Here is a 24,237-nt window from a genome sequence, read left to right on the forward strand (position 1 = left end):
AAAAACCCAAAAGCCAGAGGGCTTTTTCAGCAGCCTGCTAGAGCATTTTGCAGTCAGGTGGAATCACCTGACGTCGCACAAATGCGGCAAAAACAAACAGATAGGGCGATGGCGCGTACGCAAGTGGGCGCACCCCGCTCTAGTGTCCAAGTATCTGGCTGAGGAAGAGTTTCGACCGCTCATGCTGCGGGTTGTCGAAGAAGTCTGCCGGCGGCGCATCTTCGACGATCTTCCCCTGGTCCATGAAGATCACCCGATCGGCGACCTTGCGGGCAAAGCCCATCTCATGGGTCACGCAGACCATGGTCATGCCGCCCTGGGCAAGTTGGATCATGACGTCGAGTACTTCCGAAATCATTTCCGGATCGAGCGCCGAGGTCGGCTCGTCGAACAGCATTATTTCCGGCTTCATGCACAGAGCCCGGGCAATAGCCACGCGCTGCTGCTGGCCGCCGGACAGTTCCCCGGGATAGCTCTTCGCCTTCTGCGGGATCTTGACGCGCTCGAGATAGGTCATGGCCTGCTCCTCGGCGGTCTTGCGATCAACCTTACGGACCAGCATCGGTGCCAGCACGCAATTTTCCAGCACCGTCAGGTGCGGGAAGAGATTGAAATGCTGGAACACCATGCCGACTTCGCGACGGATCTCGTTGATATTGTCGATCTCGTCATTGAGTTCGGTGCCGAGCACGCGGATCCTGCCCTGCTGGTGTTCCTCGAGCTTGTTGAGGCAACGGATCAGGGTCGACTTGCCCGAACCAGATGGACCGCAGACGACGATCTTTTCACCCGCTTTCACCGTCAGGTTTACCCCGTGAAGAACTTGATGTGTGCCGTAATATTTGCACAGACCGTCGACTTCGATCGCCAGAGCGCTTGTGGTCATTTGCATTACTCCCAAAATCCTGCCGCCGCGCCGAAGAGCGCGGGAATGTCCGTCATGCCGGGTCCGAATCCCGACGCACGCCTGCCGCTCTCATGCTATCGCGAACCCAATTTCAAGGATCGTTCGAGATAGCTGCCATACATCGACAGCGAGTAAGTGAAGACGAAATAGATCAGAGCGACAAAGCTGTAGACCTCGATATGGAAGGGCTTCCATCCGCCTGTCGAAAAGGCCGCATTGCCTGACGCCGTGATCTCGAAGAAGCCCAGAATGACGATCAGGGCCGTTTCCATGAAGGCGATCACCACCTGGTTGATCGTCGGCGGCAGTGCAAACCGGAAAGCCTGCGGCAGGATGATGCGCGAGATCGTCTGCCAGTAATTGAGGCCAAGCGCCGTTGCCGCTTCCTCTTGCCCTGCGGGCAAGGACTGAATCCCGCTGCGAATGATTTCCGCCTGATAGACCGCAAAGAAGACGGCGGCACCGATAATGACGCGGTACAGCTTGTCGCCAACCAGGAAACCCGGCAGCGTCAAAGGCAGGATGATGGCGGCGGTGAACAGAATGGAGAGAAGCGGCAGCGAACGAATGCCATCGATGAAGAGCGCGGTGACCGTCGAAACCACCGGCAGCCTGGAGCGCCGCAAGAGCGCAAGAACAATGGCTAGCGGCATGCCGATGACAACGGTGGACGAGAAGACGAAGACCGTCAGCGCAAGTCCGCCCCACTGGGTTTCGAGCACGACGGGCATGCCAAATACGCCGCCTTTCATGAGAAAGTAGAATAGCCCGTAGCCGAGGGCCCACAGCACCGGCAGCCGCTTCGCGGACCAGAAGAATGGAACGCACGACAGAATGACTGTCGCGAGGATGGCGAGGCACGCAAGCGCCGAACGCCACTGTTCCTCATAGGGATAAAGGCCGAAAAAGATCAGGCGATAACGGTCGGTGATGACGGCCCAGCAGGCGCCGGCAGCCTTGTGGCAGTCCTCGGGCGTGCCGAACCAAACGGCATTGACCAGTCCCCAGTTTACGAGAAACCATAGGGCTGAGAGGATCAACGCCAGGCAAACCAAGGTGAGGATCGTGCGTCCGGCCGAGGAGAAGTAGTCGCGCCTTACACTGTCGAGGAGGCTGCCGTTCAACGCCGGCGCCTGAATGTCGGTGGTGGCCGTCATCGTTTCCGCTCTCATTTCTTATGTCCCGGCAGGGCAAGCGCCCGATTGATGGCGTTCATCGTGAAGGAGATGGTCATGTTGATCGCCCAGAAGCCGAGGATCAGCAGGAAAATCAGCGAGATCGTCTGCCCGGAATGGTTGATCGAATTGGCGACCACGCCGAAATAATCCGGAAACCCGATGGCAATGCCGATCGTGGTGGCTTTCATCAGCCAGATGATCTGGTTCGTCATCGTCGGCAGGATGCGCCTTATCATCAGTGGCAGGCGGACACGCCAGAAGATGTGCCACTTGCCGAGGCCGAGCGCATGGGCGGCCTCGATCAATCCGGCCGGGATGGAAAGAAAGCCGGCGCGGACGATTTCGGCGACATAGGATGCCCCAAAGAGCGCGATCGCAACGATGGCGGTTCCGAGCTCCGGCGTCATCGTGCCGCCGCCAAGGAAGCGAAGTCCTTTCGGCTGCGGCATATCGAAGAGCGGTGTATCAACCACCCGCCCGGCATAGCCGATGACGCAGGCAAGCGCCAGCGAGATAAGAATACCGATCAGCGAAGACCCGCGGCCCGTGCGGCGCGCGACGGAAACGGAGGCAATCGTGCCGACGATGAAGAGCGCGATCGCCCCCAGAAGATACCAGGCCTCAATGTTGAGCATCGGGAAATAGATGCCGCGATTGGAGATGAAGACGCCGGCCGGCATGGCAATGGCCTGGCGTGGCGAGGGGAAATTCACGAAAATCGCATACCAGAAAAAGGCCTGGAGGATCAGCGGAATGTTGCGGAAGATCTGCACATAGACGCCGGCGATGGAGCTGAGCAGCTTGTGGCTGGAGAGCCGTGCCGTGCCGATGACCGTGCCGAGGAGGACCGCCAGCGAGACCGAGATCGTTCCGAGAAACAGCGTGTTGATGAAGCCGACCAGCAGCGCGCGGGCAAAGCTCGAATCAAGATCGTAATCGATCAAGGAGAAGACGATGGAGGAGCCCGTCGCATAGTTTAGAAAACTCCACCCGACGCTCAGGCCCTGGATTTCGAGATTTCGCCGCGTCGTCATCACGGCGACGACCAGCACGGCCAGGACGACGGCGAGGAAGAAAGCCTGCAACAGGATATCGCGCTGTTTCCGGTTTCCGAACGAAAAGGTCATGGGTCCATGTCCACCTCGCCTCACAAGGAGGCATAAAATGAAATGAACCTCCGCCGGGGCCCGCCCCGGCGGAGGGACGGCATTTTTTAGTCGAGGACCGGGGCGTAGAAGACGCCACCCTTGTTCCACAGCGAATTCAGGGCGCGTGGCAGCTTATAGCGCGACTCGGTTCCGAAGTTGCGGTTGTACATTTCCTCGGAATTGCCGAGCTTCTTGATGACATTGTAAGCCCAGTCATCCTTGAGGCCGAGGCGAGCGCCGATGCCTGGGGTGACGCCGAGCAGCTTGCCGACGACGGTGTTCGGCGGGTTGGCCTTCATCTCATCGATGTTCTTCGAGGTCACGCCATTTTCCTCGGCGATGCGCTGCGCGGCAATCACCCAGTTGGCGATGTCGACCCAATTGTCGTCGCCCTGGCGCATGACGATCGCCTCGCCTTCGAGCGACAGCGCGTCTGACAGGATGTCGTGGCTATCCGGATCGGCCGAGGTCGCGCGCGTTGCCGCAACGATCGGGCCCCATTCGGCATAGGCGTCGCAACGGTTGGCGAAATAGGCGGCGGTGGCTTCGGTGTTCTTCTCGAAGGTCACGACCTTGACGTCGTATTTCTTTTCCTTGATGTAGTCGCTGACGAGCTTCTCGGTCGACGTGCCGCCGGCGACGCAAACGGTCCCGCCAGCAAGATCGGCCAGGGATTTGGCGGCAAGGTCTTTATGCGCCATGAAGGTCGTGACGCCAATGAAGTACGGCATCGAGAACTGCAGGCCGAGTTCGGTGTCACGGCTGAACAGCCAACCCGAAGCCTTGATGACCAGATCGATTTCGCCCGACTGCAACGAAGGGAAGCGCTGGGCCCAGCTGATCGGGATCAGCTTCAGCTTGTCGTCGCTACCGAAAATCGCGGTTGCGACGGCGCGGCAATAGTCGATGTCGAGGCCGTGCCAGTTGCCCTGTGCGTCAACCTCGGCAAAACCTTCGAAGTTGCCGTCGCTGGAGGTGCAGTTGAGCACGCCCCGCGCTTGTACGGCCTTCAGTGTGTCCCCGGGCGCCGCCGACGCGAATTGCGGCGTCGCGGCCGCGAGCGCGAGAGCGGCAAGACCAAGCTTCAATGCATTTTTCATGTCATTCCATCCTCTGTTGGTTTTGAAGATCAGTTCGTCTTTTCAGAAGGCGTTGATTGTCTAAGACCCTCACTGCCTGTCCGTACCAAGCCTCCAGCCTGGCCGGGAACGAACTCACGACCCGGCGCCAACGCATGCGAGCCAACCACCATCCTGATCCGGGCATCGGCCAAATAGGCGACCGCGAGCCCATCCGAAAATGCTGCCGTGAATTCCCACCGTTGGCGCCACACGGCGCAAGTTCCCGAAGCTGGCTGCGCCAAACTTTGTCGTTCTAATGTCGACTTTATGATTAGTCGTTCTAATGTCGACAATGTCAAGGGCTTATTTCAGCGATCGTGTCGACGTTCACTCGACAACATTATGTCGTCTTCGTGTCGACAGCGTCAAGCCGAAAATTCCGTCCCCGCCATCAGCGCGCGTTTGTCATACATCACTTGTCATATATGTGTCAACTTCAGGCAAACGTCTTTGCGTCCCCGACGCGACGCCACCCGGGGGTGTCCGGCGACAAAATCGGACTGCGATCAGCGGGTGTTTCGGCGGGCTGAACCGGCTAGAGGCCTGAAACAGACGCGGTCAGCTTCTGGCCTTCCCGGAGATTGTGCTCTTCGGATAGCTCGGCGGCCAAGGCGGAGTCCTTTGCCAAGATGGCATCGAGGATCGGCCGGTGCTGGTCCAATATTTCGCTCGGATCGGCGATCAGCGCATCGCTCGAGCGGATGTAAACCCTGATTTGATGCTCGATCAGGCCATACTGGGCGCATAAGCGCGAATGACCGGAAGCGTCGACAATCGATTTGTGAAAGCCGAAATCGGCTTCGGCGATCTCATTGGCCCCCTTCCGTTCGCAGGCGACCTCCAGCGCATGGAACGCTTTCCGTATATCCGCGATCCGGTCCGCCGCGCCATTTGTGGCCGCAAGCCCGGCGGCCAGCCGCTCCACCGCAGCGCGCAACGTATAGAGCTCCCATATATCCTGTTGCGACAGTTTGACGACGGTCCACCCCGTATAGGGCACGAGACTGACCAGGCCTTCCTGGGCGAGTTGATGAAGAGCGGTTCGCACCGTTGCGCGCGAGAGCCCCATTTCATCCGAAATCTGCACCTCGGTCAGCCGCGCCCCTGCGGGAATCGCACCCTCGATGATCCGGGCGCGCAACACCCCCAGCGCCCGCACGTCGGCCGGCATTTTCTCAATCTTGGGAAGCTTCGTTCGATCCATCGTGACGCCTCTCTGGTCCGCTGTTGCCCGTTTATCGCCCTGAGCCAACCCCAGAACAAGAAGACAAGATAAAAAATGTGTCGAACGGCTATTGTCGACAATAGCCCATTTGCGTATGTTGGACCTGCGCGCTGCCTGAACGCCGCCGCGACCATAGTCATCCAGATTTTAACCGCCGGGCGCCCTGCCGAGCGGGCGAGGCGCTGCGCCCTTCGCTCGGGTCGGGCCGCGCACGCAGCAATCGAGTATCCAGATGAAGAAAATCCGTAACGCAGATGAAATCCTGTCCGGAGGCGATCGATCCTCCCGGCGGATCGTACTGGAGATCGCAGATCGGACCCTCGACCGGCTCGATAGCTACCGCCGCATGCGCGACATCATGCGCATGGAGGGCAGCGTGCTCCATATCGGAAACCGGGCCTGGGACTTGTCGAAGAAGCGAAACGTCTACCTCTTTGGCGCCGGAAAAGCCTGCAACCACATGGCGATGGCCGTCGATCACGTGCTGGGCGAACGCCTGACCAAGGGCATCGCCATCGTCAAGGTGCTCGAGGAGACGGATCGGTTCAACAAGACCGAAGTCTTCATCGGCGGCCACCCCCTGCCCAATGAGGAAGGTCATCGAGCTTCCAGGAAAATCATCGAGATCGTCGACCAGTCGGGCCCGGACGACCTGTTCATCTGCGTCATCAGCGGCGGCAGCTCGGCGCTGATGTCCTGCCCGATCGACGGCATCAGCCTCCAGGACGAGATCCACCGATGTGCTGCTGAAGTCGGGTGCCGGCATCTATGAGATCAATGCCGTCCGCCGGCATATTTCCGCACTCAACGGCGGCATGCTGGCCAAGCGAATCCAGGATGTGGGTGCCGAACTGATCGGCTTTGGCATCAGCGATGCGGTCGGCAACCCGGCGACGGGCGACATTGCCGAACCCTATGCCGCCTACAAGAGCACGCCGATCGGTCCCGATGCGACGACGCTCGACGACGCGCGCGCGACGATCATCAATCGCAACGTCGCCGATCGGCTGCCGAAAACGGTCGTCGATTATCTGATGAATGCCGGGCCGGAAGCGGAAACGCCGAAGGCCTTCTTTGACAACACCTATTTCCTGCTCAACACGCTGCCGGACTCCTGCATCTATGCCAAGGAAATCTGCGCGGAAATGGGCATTCCGGCAATGATCGTCTCCTCCTTCCTAGAGGGCGAAGCGCGGGACGCGGGCACTTTCCTCGCGTCCATGGCGCGTGAGATCCAGACCTATGGCAATCCGATCAAGGCGCCTTGCGTCCTGTTGAGTTCAGGCGAAGTCACGACCCTCATCGAGGACAACAGCACCATTCGCGGACACGGCGGACCCGGCCAGGAAATGGCGGTCAGCTTTGCCATCACCGCCGCCAAGACGTCGGGCGCCTGCCTGCTTTCGGTCGATACCGAAGGCACCGACGGCACGACCCGGGTGGCGGGCGGCATCACCGATTCCTCCACCGCGAGGGCGGCCGCAGACAAGGGGATCAACCTCTACCAGGCCCTGCGTGACCACAGCTGTTTCGAGGCTCTGGACGCCGTGTCCTCGGCCGTCTTCACCGGCAACACCGGCACCAATCTTTGCGACCTCACCATCATGTACGTTCCCGAACTTCAGCGGGGCGCCTGAGATGCAGGACAAGATTGTCTCCCTTCACGCCCAGCAGATCATCGACTGCAAATGCCGCCCCGCCGTCGAGGTGGAAATCCGCACCGAAAGCGGCGCAATCGGCCTTGGCGCCGCACCGACCGGAACCTCCGTCGGCATGTATGAAGCCTTCGTGCTGCGCGACGGCGACCCTTCGAGCTACAAGGGCCTGAGCGTCCACACGGCGGTCGACAAGGCCGTCAATATCATCGGTCCCGCCCTTATCGGCATGAACGTGTTCGACCAGCGGGCCATCGACGAGAAGATGATCGCGCTCGACGGCACGCCCGACAAACACAATCTCGGCGGCAACACCATCTACTCCGCGTCGATCGCCGCATTCCGGGCGGCAGCCGCTTCACGCCGCATTCCGCTCTACAATCACATCGCTGGCGGCGATATCCGCACCGTTCCCGTGCCCTGCTTCAACGTCATCAACGGCGGCCGCTACGAGAATTTCACCCAGTCCTTCAACGAATTCCTGATCGTCCCGCATGGAACGGACAGCATAGACCAGGCCGTGGAAATGGCGGTGACGGTCTTCAATCATCTCGGCACCGTGCTGACCGCCTATCTCGGCCACAAGCCGCAGGTCGCGAGCTCCTACGGCTATGCCGCTCCATCCGACGATCCCGCCTTGATACTTTCCATGATGCGCCGTGCGATCGACGAATGCGGATATCGCGGAAAGATCTCCTTCGCGCTCGATTGCGCCTCGAGCGAAATGTACGACGCGGCGACCAGGACCTATCTGCTGAAGGGCGAGCGCGTGACCTCCAGCGCGCTGATCGCCTATGTGCGCAAGCTGACGGAGACCTTCGACTTCGTTTTCATCGAGGACCTTCTCGATGAAAATGACTGGGAAGGCTACAGCAGGGCCGTGCGGGAATTGCCCCGCACGATCATCCTCGGCGACGACCTGACCGTCACCAGCCTGCCCCTCCTGCGACGCGCCCATCAGGAACATGCCGTCGACGGCTTCGTCCTCAAGCCCAACCAGGTCGGCACGATCACCGAGGCGATGGACGCCTACCGGTTCGCCGCCGACCACGGAATGATCGCCGTACCGTCCGGCCGTTCCGGAGGCGTGGTCGACGACGTGGTGATGGATTTTTCCGTCGGCCTGCAGGTTCCGTTCCAGAAGAACGGCGCTCCGCGCTCCGGCGAACGCATCGAGAAACTCAACTTCCTCATGCGCGCCAATGCCCGCAGCCCCGGCTGCCGTCTCTACGACATCAAGCCGCTTCTGCGCTTCTGAGCCACGGCTACGGCCCACCAATTCCTTCAACACCATTCGAAAGGCAAATGCCATGTATCCCCGGATCGATTTTCTCTACCTGTCCGAACCCGACATGATCGCAGCCGGCGTCCTGAATGCCGAACGCTGCGTCACCGTCTGCGAGGAGACCTTCAGCCTGCTGGGCGAAGGCGACTACCTCATGGGCGGCGCCAATCACAACAGCCATGGCCTCAACATCGTCTTCCCGAAGGAAACAAAGTTCCCGAATATGCCGGTGGCCGGTCCGGACCGCCGCTTTGCCGCCATGCCCGGCTATCTCGGCGGGCGCTTCGATGTCTGCGGCAACAAGTGGTATGGCTCCAACCACGCCAATGCGCAAAAGGGCTTGCCGCGCTCGGTGCTCACCATGATGCTGAACGACAAGGATACCGGCGCGCCGCTGGCGCTGATGTCGGCGAATCTTCTGTCCGCAGCCCGCACCGGCGGCGTGCCCGGCGTGGCCGCCAAGCATCTCGCCAATGCCGATTCGAAAGTCGTCTCGGTGATCGGCTGCGGCCCGATCAACAAGGCCTGCTTCTCGGCGATCATGACCCAGCTCAAGGCCGTCGAAAAGGTCGTCTGCTTCGATATCTTCCTCGACAAGGCCAACGAGTTCGCGGCGTGGGTCAGGGAAACCTATGATGTCGAAGCCGCGGGCGTCGACGATGCCGAGGCAGGTTTCCGCGGCGCTGATGTCGTCACCGTCGCCGCGTCGCGTTTGAAGCCGCTGTTCTTCAACGACGAATGGATCAAGGAGGGCGCCACCATCCTCGTTTCCGGCCCGTTCAACACCGAGGAGAGCTTTCTCACCAGCGCCAAGATCGTCTACGACCACACCTCGCTGCAGGAAGCCTATGTAGAGGATGCCGTCGCCTCGGGCAACAAGGAAGCCTATTACAGCGGCGTCATCGGCGGCCCCTTCTTTCGGCTGATCGATGCTGGAAAGCTGCCGCCGCTGCAGGACTCGACCGGCCTCGGCGACGTGGTCAACGGCAAGAAGCCCGGGCGCGAAACGCCCAAGGATCGCGTGATCTTCATCGCCTGCGGCATGGCCGTCTTCGACATCAGCTGGGGCTATGAGTGCTACCAGACCGCGCTCAGGAACGGCATCGGTCAGTCGCTAAACCTCTGGGAGAAGCCCAGCCAGGCCTGAGCATCAGACAAGCATGGCCGGCCGCCCTGTCGCAGGGCGGCCGGCCATGCGACACACCCTTCCTTATCCAAGCCTCTCTGTTTCGAGCCACCTTGCAGCGTCATCGAGGGCGCCAGCGAAAGCCGCCCCTATCATCGGCCATCCGGTAGTGTTCCTCAGGCCACCGCCTGGGCGCCGGTGATCTCCACCAGCGATCCACAGATGAACTCTGCCTCATCCGAGGCGAGGAACGCGATGAGAGCGGCGACTTCCTCGGGCTTGCCGATACGACCGAAGGGCACCAGCTTGTCGAGGTCGGCAATGGTGCGGCCGGAGCGCTTGACGCCTGCTTCCAGCATCGGCGTATGGATTTCGCCGGGGCAGACGGCATTCACGCGGATCTTGTCCGGCGCATAGTCGCGCGCGAGATTCTGGGTGAAGGCGGCGACGGCAGCCTTGGTCGTATTGTAGGCGATATGGTTCGGTGCGGGATAGAGACCCCATTGCGAGGCGGTGTTCACGATCGCGCCGCCGCCGGCTTCGATCATCAGCGGCAGGGCCGCGCGGCACAAATGAAACATTGAATTGAGATTGACGTCGAAGCTCAGCGACCAATCCTCGTCGGAGAGCGCCAAGAGATTGCCGCGCCGGTTGATGCCGGCATTGTTGACCAGCACGTCGAGCCGGCCGCGCAGGGCAAAGCTGTCGGCAATCAGCGCAGCGCATTCGCCCTTGTCCGCGATGTTTGCCGTAATCGTCTCGGCCTGCCAGCCGGATGCGCGGATATCAGCCGTCACGGTCGCGGCGGCCTCGACATTGGCGTCGGTGACGACCACCAGCGCGCCTTCGGAAGCCAGCCGCCTGGCGATTGCCGAGCCGATACCGCCGCCTGCACCGGTGACGACGGCGGCTTTGCCTTCGAAACGTTGCATCTCATATCTCCCTATCTGATATAGCTGCCGCCATTGACATCGAGTGTCGCGCCGTTCAGCGATGCCTGCGAGGCGCGAAGGGCGAAGGCCACCAGTTCGGCAACCGCTTGCGGCTCCGCCATTTCGCCGATCGGAATTTCTCCGACCGCCGCCTGCTTGCCGTTCTTTGCAACAAACTCCTCAGCCATGCGCGTGCGCACCCAGCCGGGCGCGATCGCAATCGCGGTCACTCCGTCGCCACCAAAGCTGCGGGCGATGGACTTGGTCAGGTTGACGAGGGCCGCCTTCGTTGCGCCATAGGGCATCGCGTCCGCCGCATAGCCCCGCTGGCCGGCCCGGCTCGCCATGTTGATGATACGTCCGCCGCCATGCGTCTTGAAATGCCGGATGGCTTCTTTCGAGAGATCGGCGGCGGCGAAAAAATTTACCTGGAATTCCTTCTGCCAGGCAGCGTGCCATTGATCGGGCTCGGCATCGATCGCAATGCGGCTGAGGACCCCGGCATTGTTGATGAGTGCATGGATGCGCCCCGTCGCTTCAAGCGAACGCTGCCAGAGCGCGAAAGCACCGTCCGCCGCCGATAGATCGGTGGAAATGATGATGCCTTTCCCGCCGATCTCGGCGTTCAGGCTTTCCGCGCCGGCTCGGTCGCGGCCATAATGGATGATCGGCCGGGCGCCGTCCTCCGCCAGGGCCTTGACGATGGCGCGGCCGATCTCGCCCGATGCGCCGGTTACCAGGATGGTCTGGCCTGAAAGCGGCTGGCTCATCGACCAGCCCCCGATTTGATATACCAGCCCCAGGGATCGTCGCTGGCAAATCGCGTGATCTGCTTGGTCTCGAGATAGTTCTCAAAGCCCCAGCGTCCGAGTTCACGGCCGATGCCGGATTGCTTGTAGCCTCCCCAGGGCGCTTCGGTGAAGGTCGGCTGCGAGCAGTTGATCCAGACGATCCCGGCTCGGAAGGCCGCGGCAACGCGTTCCGCGCGCGCATCGTCCTTGGACATCACGGCAGCGGCAAGCCCGAAGCGGCTGTCATTGGCGAGACGGATCGCTTCCTCTTCCGTGGCGAACGGGCGGATGCAAACCACCGGTCCGAAGATCTCCTCCCTCCAGGCCTCGCTGTCGAGCGGCACGTCGGTCAAGATCGTGGGCTCCAGGTAATAGCCCACGTCGAAACCATCAGGCCGCTTGCCGCCGCAAGCGATGGTCGCGCCCGCAGCCTTCGCCTTTTCAATGTCGCGCATGACATTGGAATGTTGCCGCGCAGAAACGAGCGGTCCGAGGAGGATGCCGTGATCAAGGCCGTTGCCGATGGTGATCTTCCTCGTTTCCTCGATCAGCCGGGCAAGCAGCCTCTCATAGATGCCCTGCTCCACCAGAACGCGGGAGGTCGCCGAGCAAACCTGGCCCTGGTTCCAGAAGATGCCGAACATGATCCATTCGACGGCCTCTTCGATGTCGGCATCGCCGAAGACGACGAACGGCGACTTGCCGCCAAGCTCGAGGCTGATGCGCTTTACGTCTCGCGCCGCCTGCGCCATCATCTTCGAACCGACCGAGCCGGAACCGGTGAAGGCGAGCTTGTCAACAAGAGGTTGGTCGACGATCGCCTGCCCGGCGATCGAACCCGCCCCAGTAACAACGTTCAGCACGCCGGCGGGCAATCCGACGTCATCGGCGATCGCGGCCAGTTCGAGTGCGGTCAGCGAGGTCAGTTCAGCCGGTTTCAGCACGACCGTGCAACCCGCCGCGAGCGCCGGCGCCACCTTCCACGATGCCATCAACAACGGATAGTTCCAGGGGACAATCGCGCCCACGACGCCCATCGGCTCCTTGACCGCCTTGGAGGTGAAGCGGGCATCGCTGAGCACGACAGGCTCGGCGGATTTCGTATCGAATTCCTCAGCCAGCCCGGCATAGAAATCGAAGCAGCCGGCCGCGTCGGCGACGTCCCAATCGGCTTCCGGAAAAGGCTTGCCGTTGTCGAGCACTTCGAGCCGGGCGATCTCGGCCTGCCGGACGCGAATGCCGGCGGCGATGGCGCGCAGATACTTGGCGCGCTCGGCGCCGGTGAGCTTCGGCCAGCCATCCTTGTCGAAGGCGCGTCGCGCAGCCTTCACGGCGAGATCGACATCTTCTTCTGTTGCCAGCGCAATCTGCTGGATCACCTCTTCCGTCGCGGGATTGATGACATCGGCCCTGCCGCCCCTGGCGGGTGCAACCCATTTTCCATCGATATAGAGTTTGTCCTGCATGAGATACTCCATTGGCAACCCGGCTCAGAACCGGTCGACGCGATAGGGGGTAAGATCGACGGGCGGTGTCGCCCCGGAGATGAGGTCGCCCATCAGCCGCGCATTGGTCGCGGCATAGGTAAGCCCGAGATGGCCGTGGCCGGTCGCATAGAAGAGGCCGCGATGCCTGGCAGACGCGCTCATGACGGGGACCGTGTCGGGGAAGGCCGGGCGATGGCCCATCCACTCGCTCGCCTGGCGCACCTTCAGATCCGGCAACGCCTCGAGTGCACGCTTGACGGTAATCTTGGCGCGACGATAGTCGGGTGCGGCATCTATGCCCGCCATCTCCACCGTACCGCCGACGCGGATGCCGCCCGCTGTCGGCGTGACCATGAAGGCCCTTGCCGGCCAGATGATCGAATGGCGCATCGAAATGCCGGGATCCATGATCTGGGTGTGATAGCCGCGTTCGGTCTCGAGCGGGATCGGCTCCCCGAGATCCCGCGCCATGCGTGCGGTAAAAACACCCGCCGCGAGCACGGTCTTGTCAATGTCGATCGCCCGGCCGTCCTTCAAGCGGACAGCCTTGACCCCGCCCTCGGCCATGTCGAAGCCACCGACTTCGCCGCGAATGATCGTGCCGCCGAGGGCTTGAAAGCGTTCGGCAAGCGCTACGACCAGTCTGTAAGGATCCGTTATCGATCGGTTGTCGGGAAAGAGAACCGCCTTGGTGATTTTCGTCGTCAGCGCCGGCTCAAGGTCGCGGATCGCATTGCCGCCGAGGACTTCGTGGCGAAAACCGAAACGCTCGAGTATTTCGATATGATCGCGGTCGGCACGAAACTCCGCCTCGTCCGCATAGAGGCTGAGGCAGCCTTCCGTGCTCAGCATGTGAGTGAGCCCGGTTTCCTTCAGGAGCGCATCAAGGTCCTCATACACGCGATGACAGAGGACCGCGCCAGCTGCTTCGAGTTCGCGAAGCTTCGAGGGACGGCTTGCTGCCAGAAACCGCAGAAACCAGGGGATAAGCCGCGGCATGTAGGAGGGGCGTACGCGCACCGGACCTTCCGGGTCGAGCAGCCATTTCGGCATCTGCTTCCAGATAGCCGGTCGGGAGGCAGGCATGAATTCGGTCACGGCGATGCTGGCCATATTGCCGAAGCTTGCGCCGGTACCCGGACCATCCCGCTCGATCAACTGAACGGAATACCCGCGGCGCTGCAGCTCATAGGCAAGCGTAGTGCCGATAATGCCTGCGCCGACGATCGCAATGGTGGATGAAGCACTCATGCTGCCGCCCGCCGATCAAACAGTTGCCATCCAGGTGTCAGCCACGGTGAAGCCATTCGGGTACGGATCCGTCGGATCCATGCCCATCTGGTGGAAGCCGGTGATCCATGCTTGACCGGCAATCGCCGGAACGACCGCGTCATATCGACCGACCTTCGTCACAGCGTCGATGGTGCAGAGAAAGCGGCTGCCGGTAATGGATTCATGCACAAGGGTTTCGCCCGGCGCGATCAGGCCCTTGGCATGGAGCAACGCGAGACGTGCCGAGGAGCCGGTGCCGCAGGGCGAGCGATCGCAGCGCCCGGGAGACACGACAACGCAATTCCGTGAGATCAGCTCTCCGTTCTCGCGGCGCAGCGGACCCATGAATTCCGTATTGGTGATGCCCGGAATGGCGGGATTTTCGGGGTGTTCGACCGCAAGCTGTTCCACGGCGGCAGCCTTCAGCCGCTGCCCGACCTCGCACAATTCCCGGGCTTCGGACGGATCGATCGAAAAGCCGAGCGCTGCGGCGTCGACCATCACATAGGTCATGCCGCCATAGACGATGTCGACCCCGACCGTACCCAGGCCAGCGACCTCGATCTTGCTGTCGACGTGGTAGCAAAAGGCAGGTTGGTTGACCAGGCGAACACGCGTCACCTTGCCGTCCCGACACTCGCAACGCACGCGGATGAGACCCGCCGGTGCCTCGAGCACGAGTTCGGTGACGAGCTCGCGCATCGGAAGAATGCCGGTTTCCAAAAGCACGGTCGCGACACACATCGTGTTCGATCCGGACATGGCCGGGTATTCGGTGGTCTCGAGGATCACATAGCCCATGTCCGCGTCCGGATGGTTGGACGGCAGCACGATATTGGCATTGTGCCAGACGGCGCCGCGCGGTTCGAACAGCACCATCTTGCGAATGTCGTCCATGTGATTTTCGAGATGCAGCTTCTTGTCGAACATCGTCTTGCCCGGCACCTGTCCGACACCGCCGACGATGACTTTTCCGCTCTCGCCCTCCGCATGGCATTCGACGACGGAAAGCACCCTTTTGAACCGCATAGCGCCCGATCCCTGAACCCAAGAAGCAATACGGGCGCCCGGCACTACCGGGCGCCCGCGGCTCGAAAATTTACCAGTTGAGGATCGGCTGCATGGCGGCCTTGAACTCGGCCTTTTCTGCTTCGGTCAGTGGCCCAAGCGGCGCACGGCACTCGCCGACGGGCAAGCCCTGCAGCTCGCAACCATATTTGATCTTCTGGACGAACTTGCCGGATTCGAGGATGTTCATCGCGCGGTAAAGCGTCTTCATCATCTCGCGCGCCCTGGCGATATCGCCTGATTTATATGTGCGATCGAGATCGCAGCACGCTTTCGCCATGCAATTCGACGGTCCGCAAATCCAGCTTTCCGCGCCCCAGAACATGAAGTCGATCGCGATGTCGTCCGAGCCGCTGACGAGCTGGATCTTGCCCTCATAGCGGCTGGCAATGTCGATCGCCCGCTGCAGGACGCCGGAGCTTTCCTTGATGCCGATGACTCGGCGGTTGTCGGCGAAATGATCCATCAGTTCGAAGGAAATGTCCGAGCCATCCTTGGCGGGATAGCTGTAGAGCACGAGATTGACGTCGACGGCGCCGAGCACGGTTTCGTAATGCTTGATCAGCTCTTCCTGGGTCGGACGGGTGTAGAAGGGCGGCGCAAGCAGAACCGCGTCATAGCCGATCTCCTTGGCCATCGCGGTCTGTTCGATGACTTCACGCGTGGCCGGCGCATTCGTGCCGGCGATCAGTGTCTCGCCCGGCTTGGCGAAATCCTTGACGAACTGCAGCACATCTCGGCGCTCCTCCGTCGACTGGCTGAAATATTCGCCGGTCGAACCGTTCGGCACCCAGCCACTTACGCCTGCTTCACGCAGATGGACGAGCAGCTTCTCGAAGGCCTTGAAGTCGATCTTGTCGTTTTTATCGAAGGGGGTGACGAGGGCGGGCATGACGCCGGTGAGTTTCATCGCAGGGCTCCATTGCAGGGCTTTACAGAGTGATCGTTCAAGGCTCGGAAGCGCAGCTATCGGGATATTCGGACGGGACACGCGGCGCCTCGGCTCGCCCTTCAAACTGCCGATGTTATGTCGTTTTAATGTCGACAAAGTCAAGGCGGAAAATTCTTGTCGACACGGTGTCCGTAGAAAACTATGGTTTCGCGGACCTCTCCAGCAAGGAATTCGAAGTGGAAGAACAGGAACCTAAACGCATTCGCGGCACCGGCTGGAAAAGCGTCTACGACACGCTGCGAAGCGAAATTCTGGCCTTGACCTTGCAGCCCGGCCAGCTTCTGGACGAGACCACGCTGGCCGAACGCTTCGACATGTCGCGGTCTCCCGTGCGCGAGGCTCTGATCCGCCTGGCGGGCGAGGAGCTTGTGGTCACCTTGTCCAATCGCAGCACGATTGTCGCGCCGATCGAAGTTGGGACGTTCCCCAAATATGTCGAGGCGCTGGATATTGCCCAACGCATGAATACCCGCCTGGCCGCTACGTTGCGCACCGATGCCGATCTGAAAGTAATCGCCAAGCGTCAGAAGGAATTCGAGGCTGCGGTGAAGACCAGCGACCGCCTGGCCATGTCCGAAGCCAACAAGCGGTTTCACATGGCCATTGCCGATGCGGGCCGAAACCCATTCCTCGCATCATTCTACGAACGGCTGCTGGCGCAGGGCCAACGCATGCTGCACCTGCATTTCGAATATCTCGAACGCACGCGTGAAGGCTATCTGCTGACCGACGAGCATAACCAGATGCTGGAAGCCATCCGCAAGCGCGATGTGGAGCGAGCCGACGAACTCGCCCACGCACACACTCGCCAGTTCCAGGACAATTTCATCAATTTCATGCGCGAAAACTATACGACCGAAGTTCCCCTGGCACCGATGAGTGCTGCCAGATGACGGAGCGGATTGGCTTTCTCGGAACGGGAACGATTTCCAGGGCGATCATTGATGGCCTCCTGGCGGAACCGGCATATGCAAACCCGATCATTGTCTCGCCCCGCAACGCCGAGATCGCGGCCGATCTTGCCGCCCAATACCCGCAGGTCACCATCGCCGAGCACAATCAGGCCGTCGTGGATGGCGCCGACATCGTGTTCCTGGCGGTGCGGCCGCAGATCGCCGCGGACGTCATTCCCGCGATGCGCTTTCGTGACGGCCAGCTCGTCATCAGTCTGATTGCTGCCACCGACCACACGATACTGGGGCAATGGATCAAGGCGGATGTGGAAGTGATCCGGGCCATTCCCTTGCCATTTGTTGAGGATCGCGAAGGCGTGACGGCCATTTTCCCGCGCAACGCCCGCGTTGCCGAACTCTTCAACCGCATCGGCACTGCAATTGAATGCGAGACCCGCACGGAATATGACCTGCTGGCCGCCGCCAGCGCGACCATGTCGCTTTATTTCGGCCAGATGGGACGCATCGTCGACTGGCTTCAGTCGAAAGGTCTTCCCGAACCGAGCGGCAGGGCCTATCTGGCGGCGCATTTCCAGAGTCTCTCCAAGGTAGCGGCACGCCAGCCGGACACCTCGTTGCACGTGCTTTCGCAGGAATACGCCACCAAGGGCGGCCTGAACGAACAGGTCTGGACAGACTTTGATCAGAACAGCGGAACGCGCGTGCTCATCGATGCGCTCGATCGCGTATTGTTGCGTATTACGAAATAGCGTTGGCCGAGAGCCATCCCGGCAGGGCGGTCTCGGCGACACCGTTGCAGGCGGCGTCGACACAGCGCTCCAGACTTCCGAAATGGAACCCCCTGCCCACGGCCGCGGGGCCGTAATGCGCGTATTTGCCGGAATTGGTCATAATATGCCTGACGTCGGGCGCGATGACCGGCTCCGCGATCAGGCACCAGCAGGTATCGTTCAGGAACCGGGCTCCGAATTTCGAGATCGCGTCGACAAACCCGGCCTTCCTGGCTCTCTCGAAAACGTCCCTTCCGCAGGTGACGATCATTTCGGTTTTGTCCGCCTTCTTCCTGCCGGCACATACGGCAGCCAGCCGTTCGCACTCCGTCAGCGAGAAATGCGGATTTCCGAGCGAAACAAGGTCGACATCGGCGGAGGGGGCATTGTTGAGTTCGTGCCATGTCTCAGTCAAGGCCTCGACGGTCACCCTGTGACGGCGCACCGAACTCAAACCACCCGTCGCCTGATCGACGGTCCCCGCTTCGGGTGTGGCGCCGACAATATGGAACATCGCCACCGCCGACGTGGTTGCGAACGCCGCGCCAAAGGCCTTGAGATCGTCATGGGAAACAGGCAGTCCTTCCAGACCGGCAAGGACGGGGATGTCGTTCGTCGCAATCTTGCCGACGTGATACCCCAATGCCGGCCAGAAGGAATCGTCGAGCACATCGGGTCGCGGCACATCGACCAGAAGCGTCGCCAGGCGCTTGTCCGCCAGATAGCAATCGGCATTCGGCGCGCGGCCGGTCATGGCTACAAGTATATCGAGATAGTCGGGAAATTTCATCGTGCGCGCGCCCAGCACCGAGTTGGCAAAGACAACGGCGTTCGATTCCGCCCACGCGATCCGCTGGCCGAAGGCCGGCGCTTCATCGAGCAGATAGGGCGCGCACGTATAGGTCGGCTCGACGCCCATGGCCCTGTAGGCATCAGCCAGTTCGTCCGACGGATTGCCAAGGCGCGGGTCGACGCCAAGGCCCTGCCACAGGCGCCGATCGACGCAAAGCGCATTCATGGTCGAGCGTATGCGGACGCGGCCACCCAATTCGAGCAGCCTCCTGGCGAATTGAAGTACGCCCGGCCCGTGATAGAAACATCCGTCGATATGCGCCATGTCGACATCGATAAGGTTGCTGGCCCCCTCGATCTGCGCGGTTCTGATGATGATGCGCATCGCGAGCCGACCCGCCTCCCCGAATTCTCCATCGAGGAGCCGCCGGTCCACCTCGCTCAGTTCGAAACCTTCGAGATCGAGAGCGGCGGAACCGCTCTCATCCACTGGTATCGACGGCGCGGCGCGGTGAAGATCGACCCGGCCGTCGTGAACGACCGCATGGGGGGCCTCGGAAAGCGAGGCGAAATCATCGGGGGAGAGACAGATCACCGGAATGCTCTTCCCGAACAGTTCCTTCGCGATCACCACCCCCAGGGTCAGGATCGTCTCCTTGTGCTGGAAGACCAGCGCACGTGGAGCGTGGCCGTTCATGATGAGCTCGAAGATCGCCAGGCTTCCGGCACAGGACCCTCGTCCGCTCGGGATCGCCAGGATTTTCCCGCACAAGCTTTGGCCATGCAGGGGATGATGCGTATCGATCACGACGCCGGTCATGGGATGCACGCCGCCCATGAAACTGAGGCCGACATCGGAAAACAGGAGCTCGCCGGCTCCCACACCAGAGACTAGACATTCTCCCTGCATCACTCACTCCCGTGATAACACTACCGTCGCTGATTATCGTGTTTCTCGAAACCTCATCGATCCCACTTGCTCCACCCGTCACTACCGCCCGTGCGTCGATCTAATGTCGACACCAAACTTCTGTCAACAGGCTCAGATGAGAACGCCTGCGCCATCATTGCAAACGGGGCCTCGGACCTGCTCGTCTCAGTGCTCGGCGGCAAGGGCAAGCACGCCCGCTCGGCCGTTGGTTTCGCCGCACTGCCAATCAACGCGCCAGTCGAAGGCGATCATCGAGGTCGCGCAAGACGCTTGAGCTCGCCGGCAACCTGCCGGCGCAGACCACATTCGCGTACTCAACCGATGCGGTGGAAAAGGCAAAAATAGCCACCGCCGCATCGCCAACCGGGAGAATGACTATGAAAATGAACATAGCCTTTGCCGCATTTGCTGTGGCGACCCTGACGGCCGACATGGCTTCAGCGGGAACGATGGCTGACGTGCAGGCTGCGGCAAATTGAATTGCGGCGTAACCGGCGGACAAGCCGGTTTCTCAGCGCCTGATTTTTCCGGCGCCTGGCACGGAATCGATGTCGACCATTGCCGCGCCGTTGCCGCGGCGGCACGCTGGAGTTTCAATGACGCTACCCCGATTCAGTGATCTTTCGAAGATTATTCCTTTGTGTTCGTCAATTGAAGAGATCCGCTGCGGAATTAAATTTCGCCTGTCCATTGCAAATATCGAAGCGGCGTCTATATATAGTCCATCGAACATTGTTTGTGACCTTTGTCTACGCGCCGACGCGCTCCGCCAGATTTCCTTTCAAATATCGATCAAATTGGGCGAATACTCGCCTCTAATCTTCATAATTGGAAGGAAATCATCATGAGCTCGGGTACCGTAAAGTTTTTCAACAGCACCAAGGGCTTCGGCTTCATTCAGCCCGACGACGGCTCGACGGACGTGTTCGTCCATGTCTCCGCCGTTGAACGAGCCGGATTGCGCTCCCTCGTCGAAGGCCAGAAGGTTACCTACGACATCGCCCGCGACAACAGGTCCGGCAAGAACGCGGCCGACAATCTGCGGGCCGCATGATTCGTCATTCGCCTCCGCTGACCACGGATGTACTGGCAGCGAGTGTTTGAATGACAGAGCGCCCAGGCGCGTCTTGACGCGCGGCGCTCACGCGAGGTCGGGCTAACGCCCGACCTTTTTTGCTTTCGGAAATTGCAGCGAACGAATGAAGGGGATGGCGATGAGCCGGAACGCCTACCGTGTCGGGGATACGGTTGTCTTGAGGGCCGACTTTTCGCGCACATTGGCCGCCGATAGGACCTGCCGCATCATGGGTGTCCTGCCCGCGGCTGAACATGGGGAAGCGCAGTATCGCGTGCGGTTCGCCACAGAGACCTTCGAACGTCGCATCTTCGAGCACGACATCGATTCTTCGGACACGGCCTTGCCGGTCGCGGAACGCAGCCCGGCGACAGCGGCCGGCGGCAAGTCTTGGCTGAAACCTTTGCGGATCAGGAAATGATAGATCTCGTTAGCACGAAAAGGATACTCTATGCAGGTACTCGTTAGAGATAATAACGTCGATCAGGCCCTCCGGGTTCTTAAGAAAAAGATGCAGCGTGAAGGTGTCTTCCGCGAAATGAAGATGCGCAGCGCCTACGAAAAGCCATCGGAAAAGCGTGTGCGCGAGAAGGCCGAAGCTGTTCGCCGCACCCGCAAGCTGGCGCGCAAGAAACTTCAACGTGAAGGCCTGTTACCGTCTCCCAAGAAAGTCGCCCGCGCACGCTGATTACAGAGGCAGAATGCATTCGTCGTCGGCCTTCACACGGCAACCCAGGGATAGTTGCCATTTTCATGGCATAGGCGCAGGGTCCAACCTTCAGTAGCAAATGTCACGGGCGCTACTGCTGAGGGCCGGCAGCCCTGGCCCCAGCAAAAGGGCGGTCGCATGTCTTTCATCGACAACATCTCACCATCCGACCTGGAAATGATCCGAGCAGTCTTAGACGATGCGGGTTATGACGCTAACCTCCTCGTCGAGGACCAGCGGTTGTTCAATACGGCGGCTTTGCTTGTAACCAAGCTGTTCCTGTCCGGTGTTGGCTCCCGATCGGAGCTGGCGGCAAAGCTGGCGTGTCAATTGGGCAAAGCCGGCAAGCACAGACAATCATGCAGGTCATCGCTGTCGCGCTACGCAATTCAAGGCCTCCCACTGGAGCTACAATCGCGTCCCCGCCTGCAATAGGGGCTCGGGCCGGCCCAAGATGGCCGATCACCCGTAGCTTCGAGGGGCACAGGCACCCGTCCGGCCCGGAAGCCTCCGCAGTGGCTAACTGAGGGCCTAGGCCCAGAGACCGAGAGTTTCCTTGCTATGCAGGGAGATGAGGTCCATGGTGTTTTGTCGGCCGCAACTTCTAAGGGCGCTGCCGCTTAAGGGACATACGCGAGCCCTGGCCCCGACCAAGAGGAGGGCGCGATGTCTTTCCGCTCCTTGTACTACTCCTTGTACCACTGCTTGTACGCCAGCCTGTTCCAGAGCAACTTTGGAAGGGCCGGCGCCGAAAGCGGGCAAATTTGCCCTTCACTTTCGCCCATGATGATCATGTCGCTATGTGCTGCACTCTTGTTCAGCCCATGCGCGTTCGGCCAAACCAAACCTCCGGTGCCTCCAAACGCAACGGCAAGCACCTATGGGTCTGGGTGGGAATGCGACTTGGGATTTCGAAGACAGGGCGAATCCTGCCTGGCGGTGGAGCCTCCCGAGCACGCCTTCTTGACGAACAAGTCGTATGGCAAGGGCTGGGAATGTCGTTACGGGTTTCTTGAGGAGGGCGACCGGTGCGTAAGCGTTTTAGTCCCGGCAGGCGCTTATCTTGATCCCTTCTTCGGTAATCGCTGGCGATGCATGCGCGGATATCGCGAAAGCGACACCGGATGCGAGCTGGTAAAGGTACCGGACAATGCGTACTTGACGGATTCGACCTACAATGACGGGTGGGACTGTGAAAGAGGGTACCGGATCGTCGGACGTGAATGCGTTGAGTTGACTGTTCCCGAGCATGCTTACCTGACGACCAGGGGGAACGAATGGCAATGCGATCGCGGTTTTGAACAAAAGGACCAAGCCTGCGTCGCCGTGCAGGTTCCGAAAAATGCATACTTCGTGGATACATCCTATGGTCAGAAATGGAAATGCGATCGGGGCTTTGAAGTGAAGGGAACGACGTGTTCGGAAATCAGGCTTCCTGAAAACGCGCATCTGGATTCTTCCGGTAACGCCTGGGAGTGCAATCGTCCGTTTGAGTTGCGCAGTGGAGTCTGCACTTTGGATTGATCTCGAGGCGGTCGATCGTCAGGGTTGGTTAGGCGACGCGCGAACGCTTTCGCCCCCCGCGTTCGGCCCGTACCGCGATCTCGCGGCAAGATGCAAAAAGGTGCGGCTTACGAAATTCGTGCGGGCTGATAGGGTTCCATTTTTGCGTCGTGTGGATCCTGAACATGGGCGAGCACCCGAACAATCGGCTGCGGCACTTGGAACGTACGCATCTGAGGTAGGCCGCCTTGTGGGAGTTGTCGGAGAGGATACATCACCGGCCCCGATAAATGCCGTGCACCGCGGCACCGGCAGCGCGTCCTCGCCTGCGAGCGCCACGAGACCTCAGCGCCAATCCAAAACCAGAGCCGCTGTGAGAAAATCGGGCTAGGCGAGCACGTCTTCCTCGGCGGCGTCCATAAGTTGGGCGAGCTTCGGCACTTTCGGCCTGATCTGGTCGGCGACGCTGCGCCACTGGGTCCTCGCGGCGTCCGGCGTGTCCTGGGCAAAACGCGCGGCGATTGTGCAGGCGCGAATCCCCAAAAAACTCACGGTTGTGCAAAAGCCGCAAAAGGTTGTATTCTGCCCACGCTACGAAACAGTGCTTGGCTAATACGCTCTGAGTGTTCGACCTAGGTCGAGAAGATTCAGCTTTCCACAATAGAAGGCAAGCCCGAGCCGTCATGTAGAGCGGGAGGCGCTCACATGCGTTCGTGCCCTCCTATCTGTTTGTTTCTGCTGCATTTATGCGACGTCAGGTGATTCCACCTGACTGCAAAATGCTCCAGGCAGCCGCGGAATGCCGCCATGCGCGATTACCTGCTGATGAGATGCGCGCCGATCCCGGCCAGTTCAACCGATTTTGGAGGCAGCCCATGACAGTTGCGTTTCGGAGTCAGCCACTGACAGCCGAGGACCCGGCCCGTACGGGCTCGTCCATCGGCGCTTATGGGCCTGCGGTCACACCGGCGCCGGCCTTCGCGCAAACCGATCTCGCGGCATTGGCGCGCTATTTTTCTCTTCTGCTGATGCGCAACGTCACAAGCGATGGCTATGTCATCGAGGATCCGACCGCGCCCGGCGTCTTTTCCGTCCCGGGCTGCGTCCTCGCCGCACCCTCCTATCCAGCAAACACGCCCGGCGTCGCCATTCTACGCGGCGCAACCGGCGAGCATGGCAAGCCCCATGCATAGTACGAACCGAACCCTGCGCACCCTAGAATCCCTCAACCTTTGCTTTTAATTTCTTACAGGAGGGACTCGGCCACGAGGATTCCGGTATTAGAGAGGGCCAAAGCTTTCCACAATTTTGTTGAAGCGGAGCCGGTGCACGTTTGGGGCTCTGCTAGCTGAGCAGCGCGAACCACAAACTGTCCTGATCAGGATCAACGCCCGCT

Annotated in this window: 23 protein-coding genes and 4 pseudogenes; 13 read left to right on the top strand and 14 right to left on the bottom strand. The window is 60.6% G+C overall.

Going from position 1 to position 24,237, the window contains the following annotated elements; translation table 11 throughout:
* Positions 1–139: 139 nt before the first annotated feature.
* The 5 genes from ATB98_RS01585 to ATB98_RS01605 all read right to left on the bottom strand — a co-directional run bounded on the left by ATB98_RS01585 (position 140) and on the right by ATB98_RS01605 (position 5,558).
* A complete protein-coding gene (locus tag ATB98_RS01585) occupies positions 140–886 on the bottom strand; it encodes an amino acid ABC transporter ATP-binding protein (protein WP_407695274.1) in 747 nt (248 codons plus the stop codon).
* Positions 887–981: 95 nt separating this feature from the next.
* Positions 982–2,079 (bottom strand): amino acid ABC transporter permease, encoded by a 1,098-nt coding sequence (locus ATB98_RS01590; RefSeq protein ID WP_234781841.1) that lies wholly within the window; start codon positions 2,077–2,079, stop codon positions 982–984.
* Positions 2,076–3,212, bottom strand: coding sequence for an ABC transporter permease subunit (locus ATB98_RS01595; RefSeq protein ID WP_066868250.1), 1,137 nt, complete (start codon positions 3,210–3,212; stop codon positions 2,076–2,078). The genes ATB98_RS01590 and ATB98_RS01595 overlap by 4 nt, the downstream gene beginning before the upstream one ends.
* Positions 3,213–3,298: 86 nt before the next feature.
* A complete protein-coding gene (locus tag ATB98_RS01600; protein WP_084435199.1) occupies positions 3,299–4,333 on the bottom strand; it encodes an amino acid ABC transporter substrate-binding protein in 1,035 nt (344 codons plus the stop codon).
* Between the two features lie 556 nt (positions 4,334–4,889).
* A complete protein-coding gene (locus ATB98_RS01605; protein ID WP_066868252.1) occupies positions 4,890–5,558 on the bottom strand; it encodes a GntR family transcriptional regulator in 669 nt (222 codons plus the stop codon).
* Between the two features lie 379 nt (positions 5,559–5,937).
* Here ATB98_RS01605 and ATB98_RS29855 point away from each other — a divergent pair.
* The 4 genes and pseudogenes from ATB98_RS29855 to ATB98_RS01620 form a co-directional block, all read left to right on the top strand.
* A pseudogene (locus tag ATB98_RS29855) lies at positions 5,938–6,553 on the top strand (glycerate-2-kinase family protein); the annotation flags it as partial.
* A gap of 246 nt (positions 6,554–6,799) precedes the next feature.
* On the top strand, positions 6,800–7,216 hold the full coding sequence (locus ATB98_RS29860; RefSeq protein WP_234781842.1) for an MOFRL family protein: 417 nt from the start codon (positions 6,800–6,802) through the stop codon (positions 7,214–7,216).
* 1 nt (position 7,217) lies between these two features.
* Positions 7,218–8,492: a phosphopyruvate hydratase gene (gene eno / locus ATB98_RS01615; protein WP_066868255.1), complete on the top strand. Its 1,275-nt coding sequence runs from the start codon at positions 7,218–7,220 to the stop codon at positions 8,490–8,492.
* A 52-nt stretch (positions 8,493–8,544) separates the two neighbouring features.
* Complete coding sequence (locus ATB98_RS01620) at positions 8,545–9,666, top strand: tyramine oxidase subunit B (RefSeq protein ID WP_066868257.1); 1,122 nt, start codon at positions 8,545–8,547, stop codon at positions 9,664–9,666.
* Positions 9,667–9,821: 155 nt separating this feature from the next.
* On the opposite strand, the gene ATB98_RS01625 is transcribed toward ATB98_RS01620, so the two are convergent.
* The 6 genes from ATB98_RS01625 to dapA all read right to left on the bottom strand — a co-directional run bounded on the left by ATB98_RS01625 (position 9,822) and on the right by dapA (position 16,105).
* Positions 9,822–10,577, bottom strand: coding sequence for an SDR family NAD(P)-dependent oxidoreductase (locus ATB98_RS01625; RefSeq protein ID WP_066868259.1), 756 nt, complete (start codon positions 10,575–10,577; stop codon positions 9,822–9,824).
* An 11-nt stretch (positions 10,578–10,588) separates the two neighbouring features.
* Positions 10,589–11,347 (bottom strand): SDR family NAD(P)-dependent oxidoreductase, encoded by a 759-nt coding sequence (locus tag ATB98_RS01630; RefSeq protein WP_066868261.1) that lies wholly within the window; start codon positions 11,345–11,347, stop codon positions 10,589–10,591.
* A complete protein-coding gene (locus ATB98_RS01635) occupies positions 11,344–12,834 on the bottom strand; it encodes an aldehyde dehydrogenase family protein (protein WP_066868289.1) in 1,491 nt (496 codons plus the stop codon). Before ATB98_RS01635 ends, ATB98_RS01630 begins: the two co-directional genes overlap by 4 nt.
* A gap of 24 nt (positions 12,835–12,858) precedes the next feature.
* Positions 12,859–14,106 carry an NAD(P)/FAD-dependent oxidoreductase gene (locus ATB98_RS01640; protein ID WP_066868263.1) on the bottom strand — a complete coding sequence of 416 codons (1,248 nt, stop codon included), beginning with the start codon at positions 14,104–14,106 and terminating at the stop codon, positions 12,859–12,861.
* Between the two features lie 15 nt (positions 14,107–14,121).
* The gene (locus ATB98_RS01645; protein WP_066868265.1) at positions 14,122–15,156 is read right to left on the bottom strand and encodes a proline racemase family protein; all 1,035 of its coding nucleotides are present in this window, start codon (positions 15,154–15,156) and stop codon (positions 14,122–14,124) included.
* A 70-nt stretch (positions 15,157–15,226) separates the two neighbouring features.
* Positions 15,227–16,105: a 4-hydroxy-tetrahydrodipicolinate synthase gene (gene dapA / locus ATB98_RS01650; protein ID WP_066868268.1), complete on the bottom strand. Its 879-nt coding sequence runs from the start codon at positions 16,103–16,105 to the stop codon at positions 15,227–15,229.
* Between the two features lie 218 nt (positions 16,106–16,323).
* On the opposite strand from dapA, the gene ATB98_RS01655 reads away from it, so the two are divergent.
* Together ATB98_RS01655 and ATB98_RS01660 are read left to right on the top strand one after the other, a co-directional pair.
* Positions 16,324–17,040: a GntR family transcriptional regulator gene (locus tag ATB98_RS01655; protein WP_066868291.1), complete on the top strand. Its 717-nt coding sequence runs from the start codon at positions 16,324–16,326 to the stop codon at positions 17,038–17,040.
* Entirely contained in the window at positions 17,037–17,810 is a 774-nt protein-coding gene (locus ATB98_RS01660; protein ID WP_066868270.1) for a pyrroline-5-carboxylate reductase, read from the top strand. Before ATB98_RS01655 ends, ATB98_RS01660 begins: the two co-directional genes overlap by 4 nt.
* Here ATB98_RS01660 and lhpI read toward each other — a convergent pair.
* On the bottom strand, positions 17,800–19,533 hold the full coding sequence (gene lhpI, locus ATB98_RS01665; protein ID WP_066868272.1) for a cis-3-hydroxy-L-proline dehydratase: 1,734 nt from the start codon (positions 19,531–19,533) through the stop codon (positions 17,800–17,802). The two genes, ATB98_RS01660 and lhpI, sit on opposite strands and share 11 nt — an antisense overlap.
* 156 nt (positions 19,534–19,689) lie before the next feature.
* Here lhpI and ATB98_RS28570 point away from each other — a divergent pair.
* A pseudogene (locus ATB98_RS28570) lies at positions 19,690–19,797 on the top strand (RidA family protein); the annotation flags it as partial.
* Here the strand turns inward: ATB98_RS28570 and ATB98_RS30495 are convergent.
* Entirely contained in the window at positions 19,781–20,056 is a 276-nt protein-coding gene (locus ATB98_RS30495; RefSeq protein ID WP_066868274.1) for a hypothetical protein, read from the bottom strand. The pseudogene ATB98_RS28570 and the gene ATB98_RS30495 sit on opposite strands and share 17 nt — an antisense overlap.
* 342 nt (positions 20,057–20,398) lie before the next feature.
* Between ATB98_RS30495 and ATB98_RS01675 the strand changes: the two genes are divergently transcribed.
* From ATB98_RS01675 to ATB98_RS27675, 5 genes are all read left to right on the top strand, one after another.
* The gene (locus ATB98_RS01675) at positions 20,399–20,608 is read left to right on the top strand and encodes a cold-shock protein (RefSeq protein WP_066868276.1); all 210 of its coding nucleotides are present in this window, start codon (positions 20,399–20,401) and stop codon (positions 20,606–20,608) included.
* A 160-nt stretch (positions 20,609–20,768) separates the two neighbouring features.
* Positions 20,769–21,050 (top strand): cold-shock protein, encoded by a 282-nt coding sequence (locus ATB98_RS01680; RefSeq protein WP_066868293.1) that lies wholly within the window; start codon positions 20,769–20,771, stop codon positions 21,048–21,050.
* Between the two features lie 30 nt (positions 21,051–21,080).
* The gene (rpsU, locus tag ATB98_RS01685; RefSeq protein ID WP_026617658.1) at positions 21,081–21,317 is read left to right on the top strand and encodes a 30S ribosomal protein S21; all 237 of its coding nucleotides are present in this window, start codon (positions 21,081–21,083) and stop codon (positions 21,315–21,317) included.
* 159 nt (positions 21,318–21,476) lie between these two features.
* The gene (locus ATB98_RS01690; RefSeq protein WP_066868277.1) at positions 21,477–21,773 is read left to right on the top strand and encodes a hypothetical protein; all 297 of its coding nucleotides are present in this window, start codon (positions 21,477–21,479) and stop codon (positions 21,771–21,773) included.
* A 231-nt stretch (positions 21,774–22,004) separates the two neighbouring features.
* Complete coding sequence (locus ATB98_RS27675; protein ID WP_153435910.1) at positions 22,005–22,862, top strand: hypothetical protein; 858 nt, start codon at positions 22,005–22,007, stop codon at positions 22,860–22,862.
* 369 nt (positions 22,863–23,231) lie between these two features.
* Here the strand turns inward: ATB98_RS27675 and ATB98_RS28575 are convergent.
* Positions 23,232–23,363: pseudogene (locus tag ATB98_RS28575) on the bottom strand (IS256 family transposase); the annotation flags it as partial.
* Between the two features lie 353 nt (positions 23,364–23,716).
* On the opposite strand from ATB98_RS28575, the pseudogene ATB98_RS01695 reads away from it, so the two are divergent.
* Positions 23,717–23,986: pseudogene (locus tag ATB98_RS01695) on the top strand (glycoside hydrolase family 15 protein); the annotation flags it as partial.
* Between the last annotated feature and the right edge of the window lie 251 nt (positions 23,987–24,237).

The sequence above is a fragment of the Sinorhizobium saheli genome (assembly GCF_001651875.1).
Classification (GTDB): Bacteria; Pseudomonadota; Alphaproteobacteria; order Rhizobiales; family Rhizobiaceae; genus Sinorhizobium; species Sinorhizobium saheli.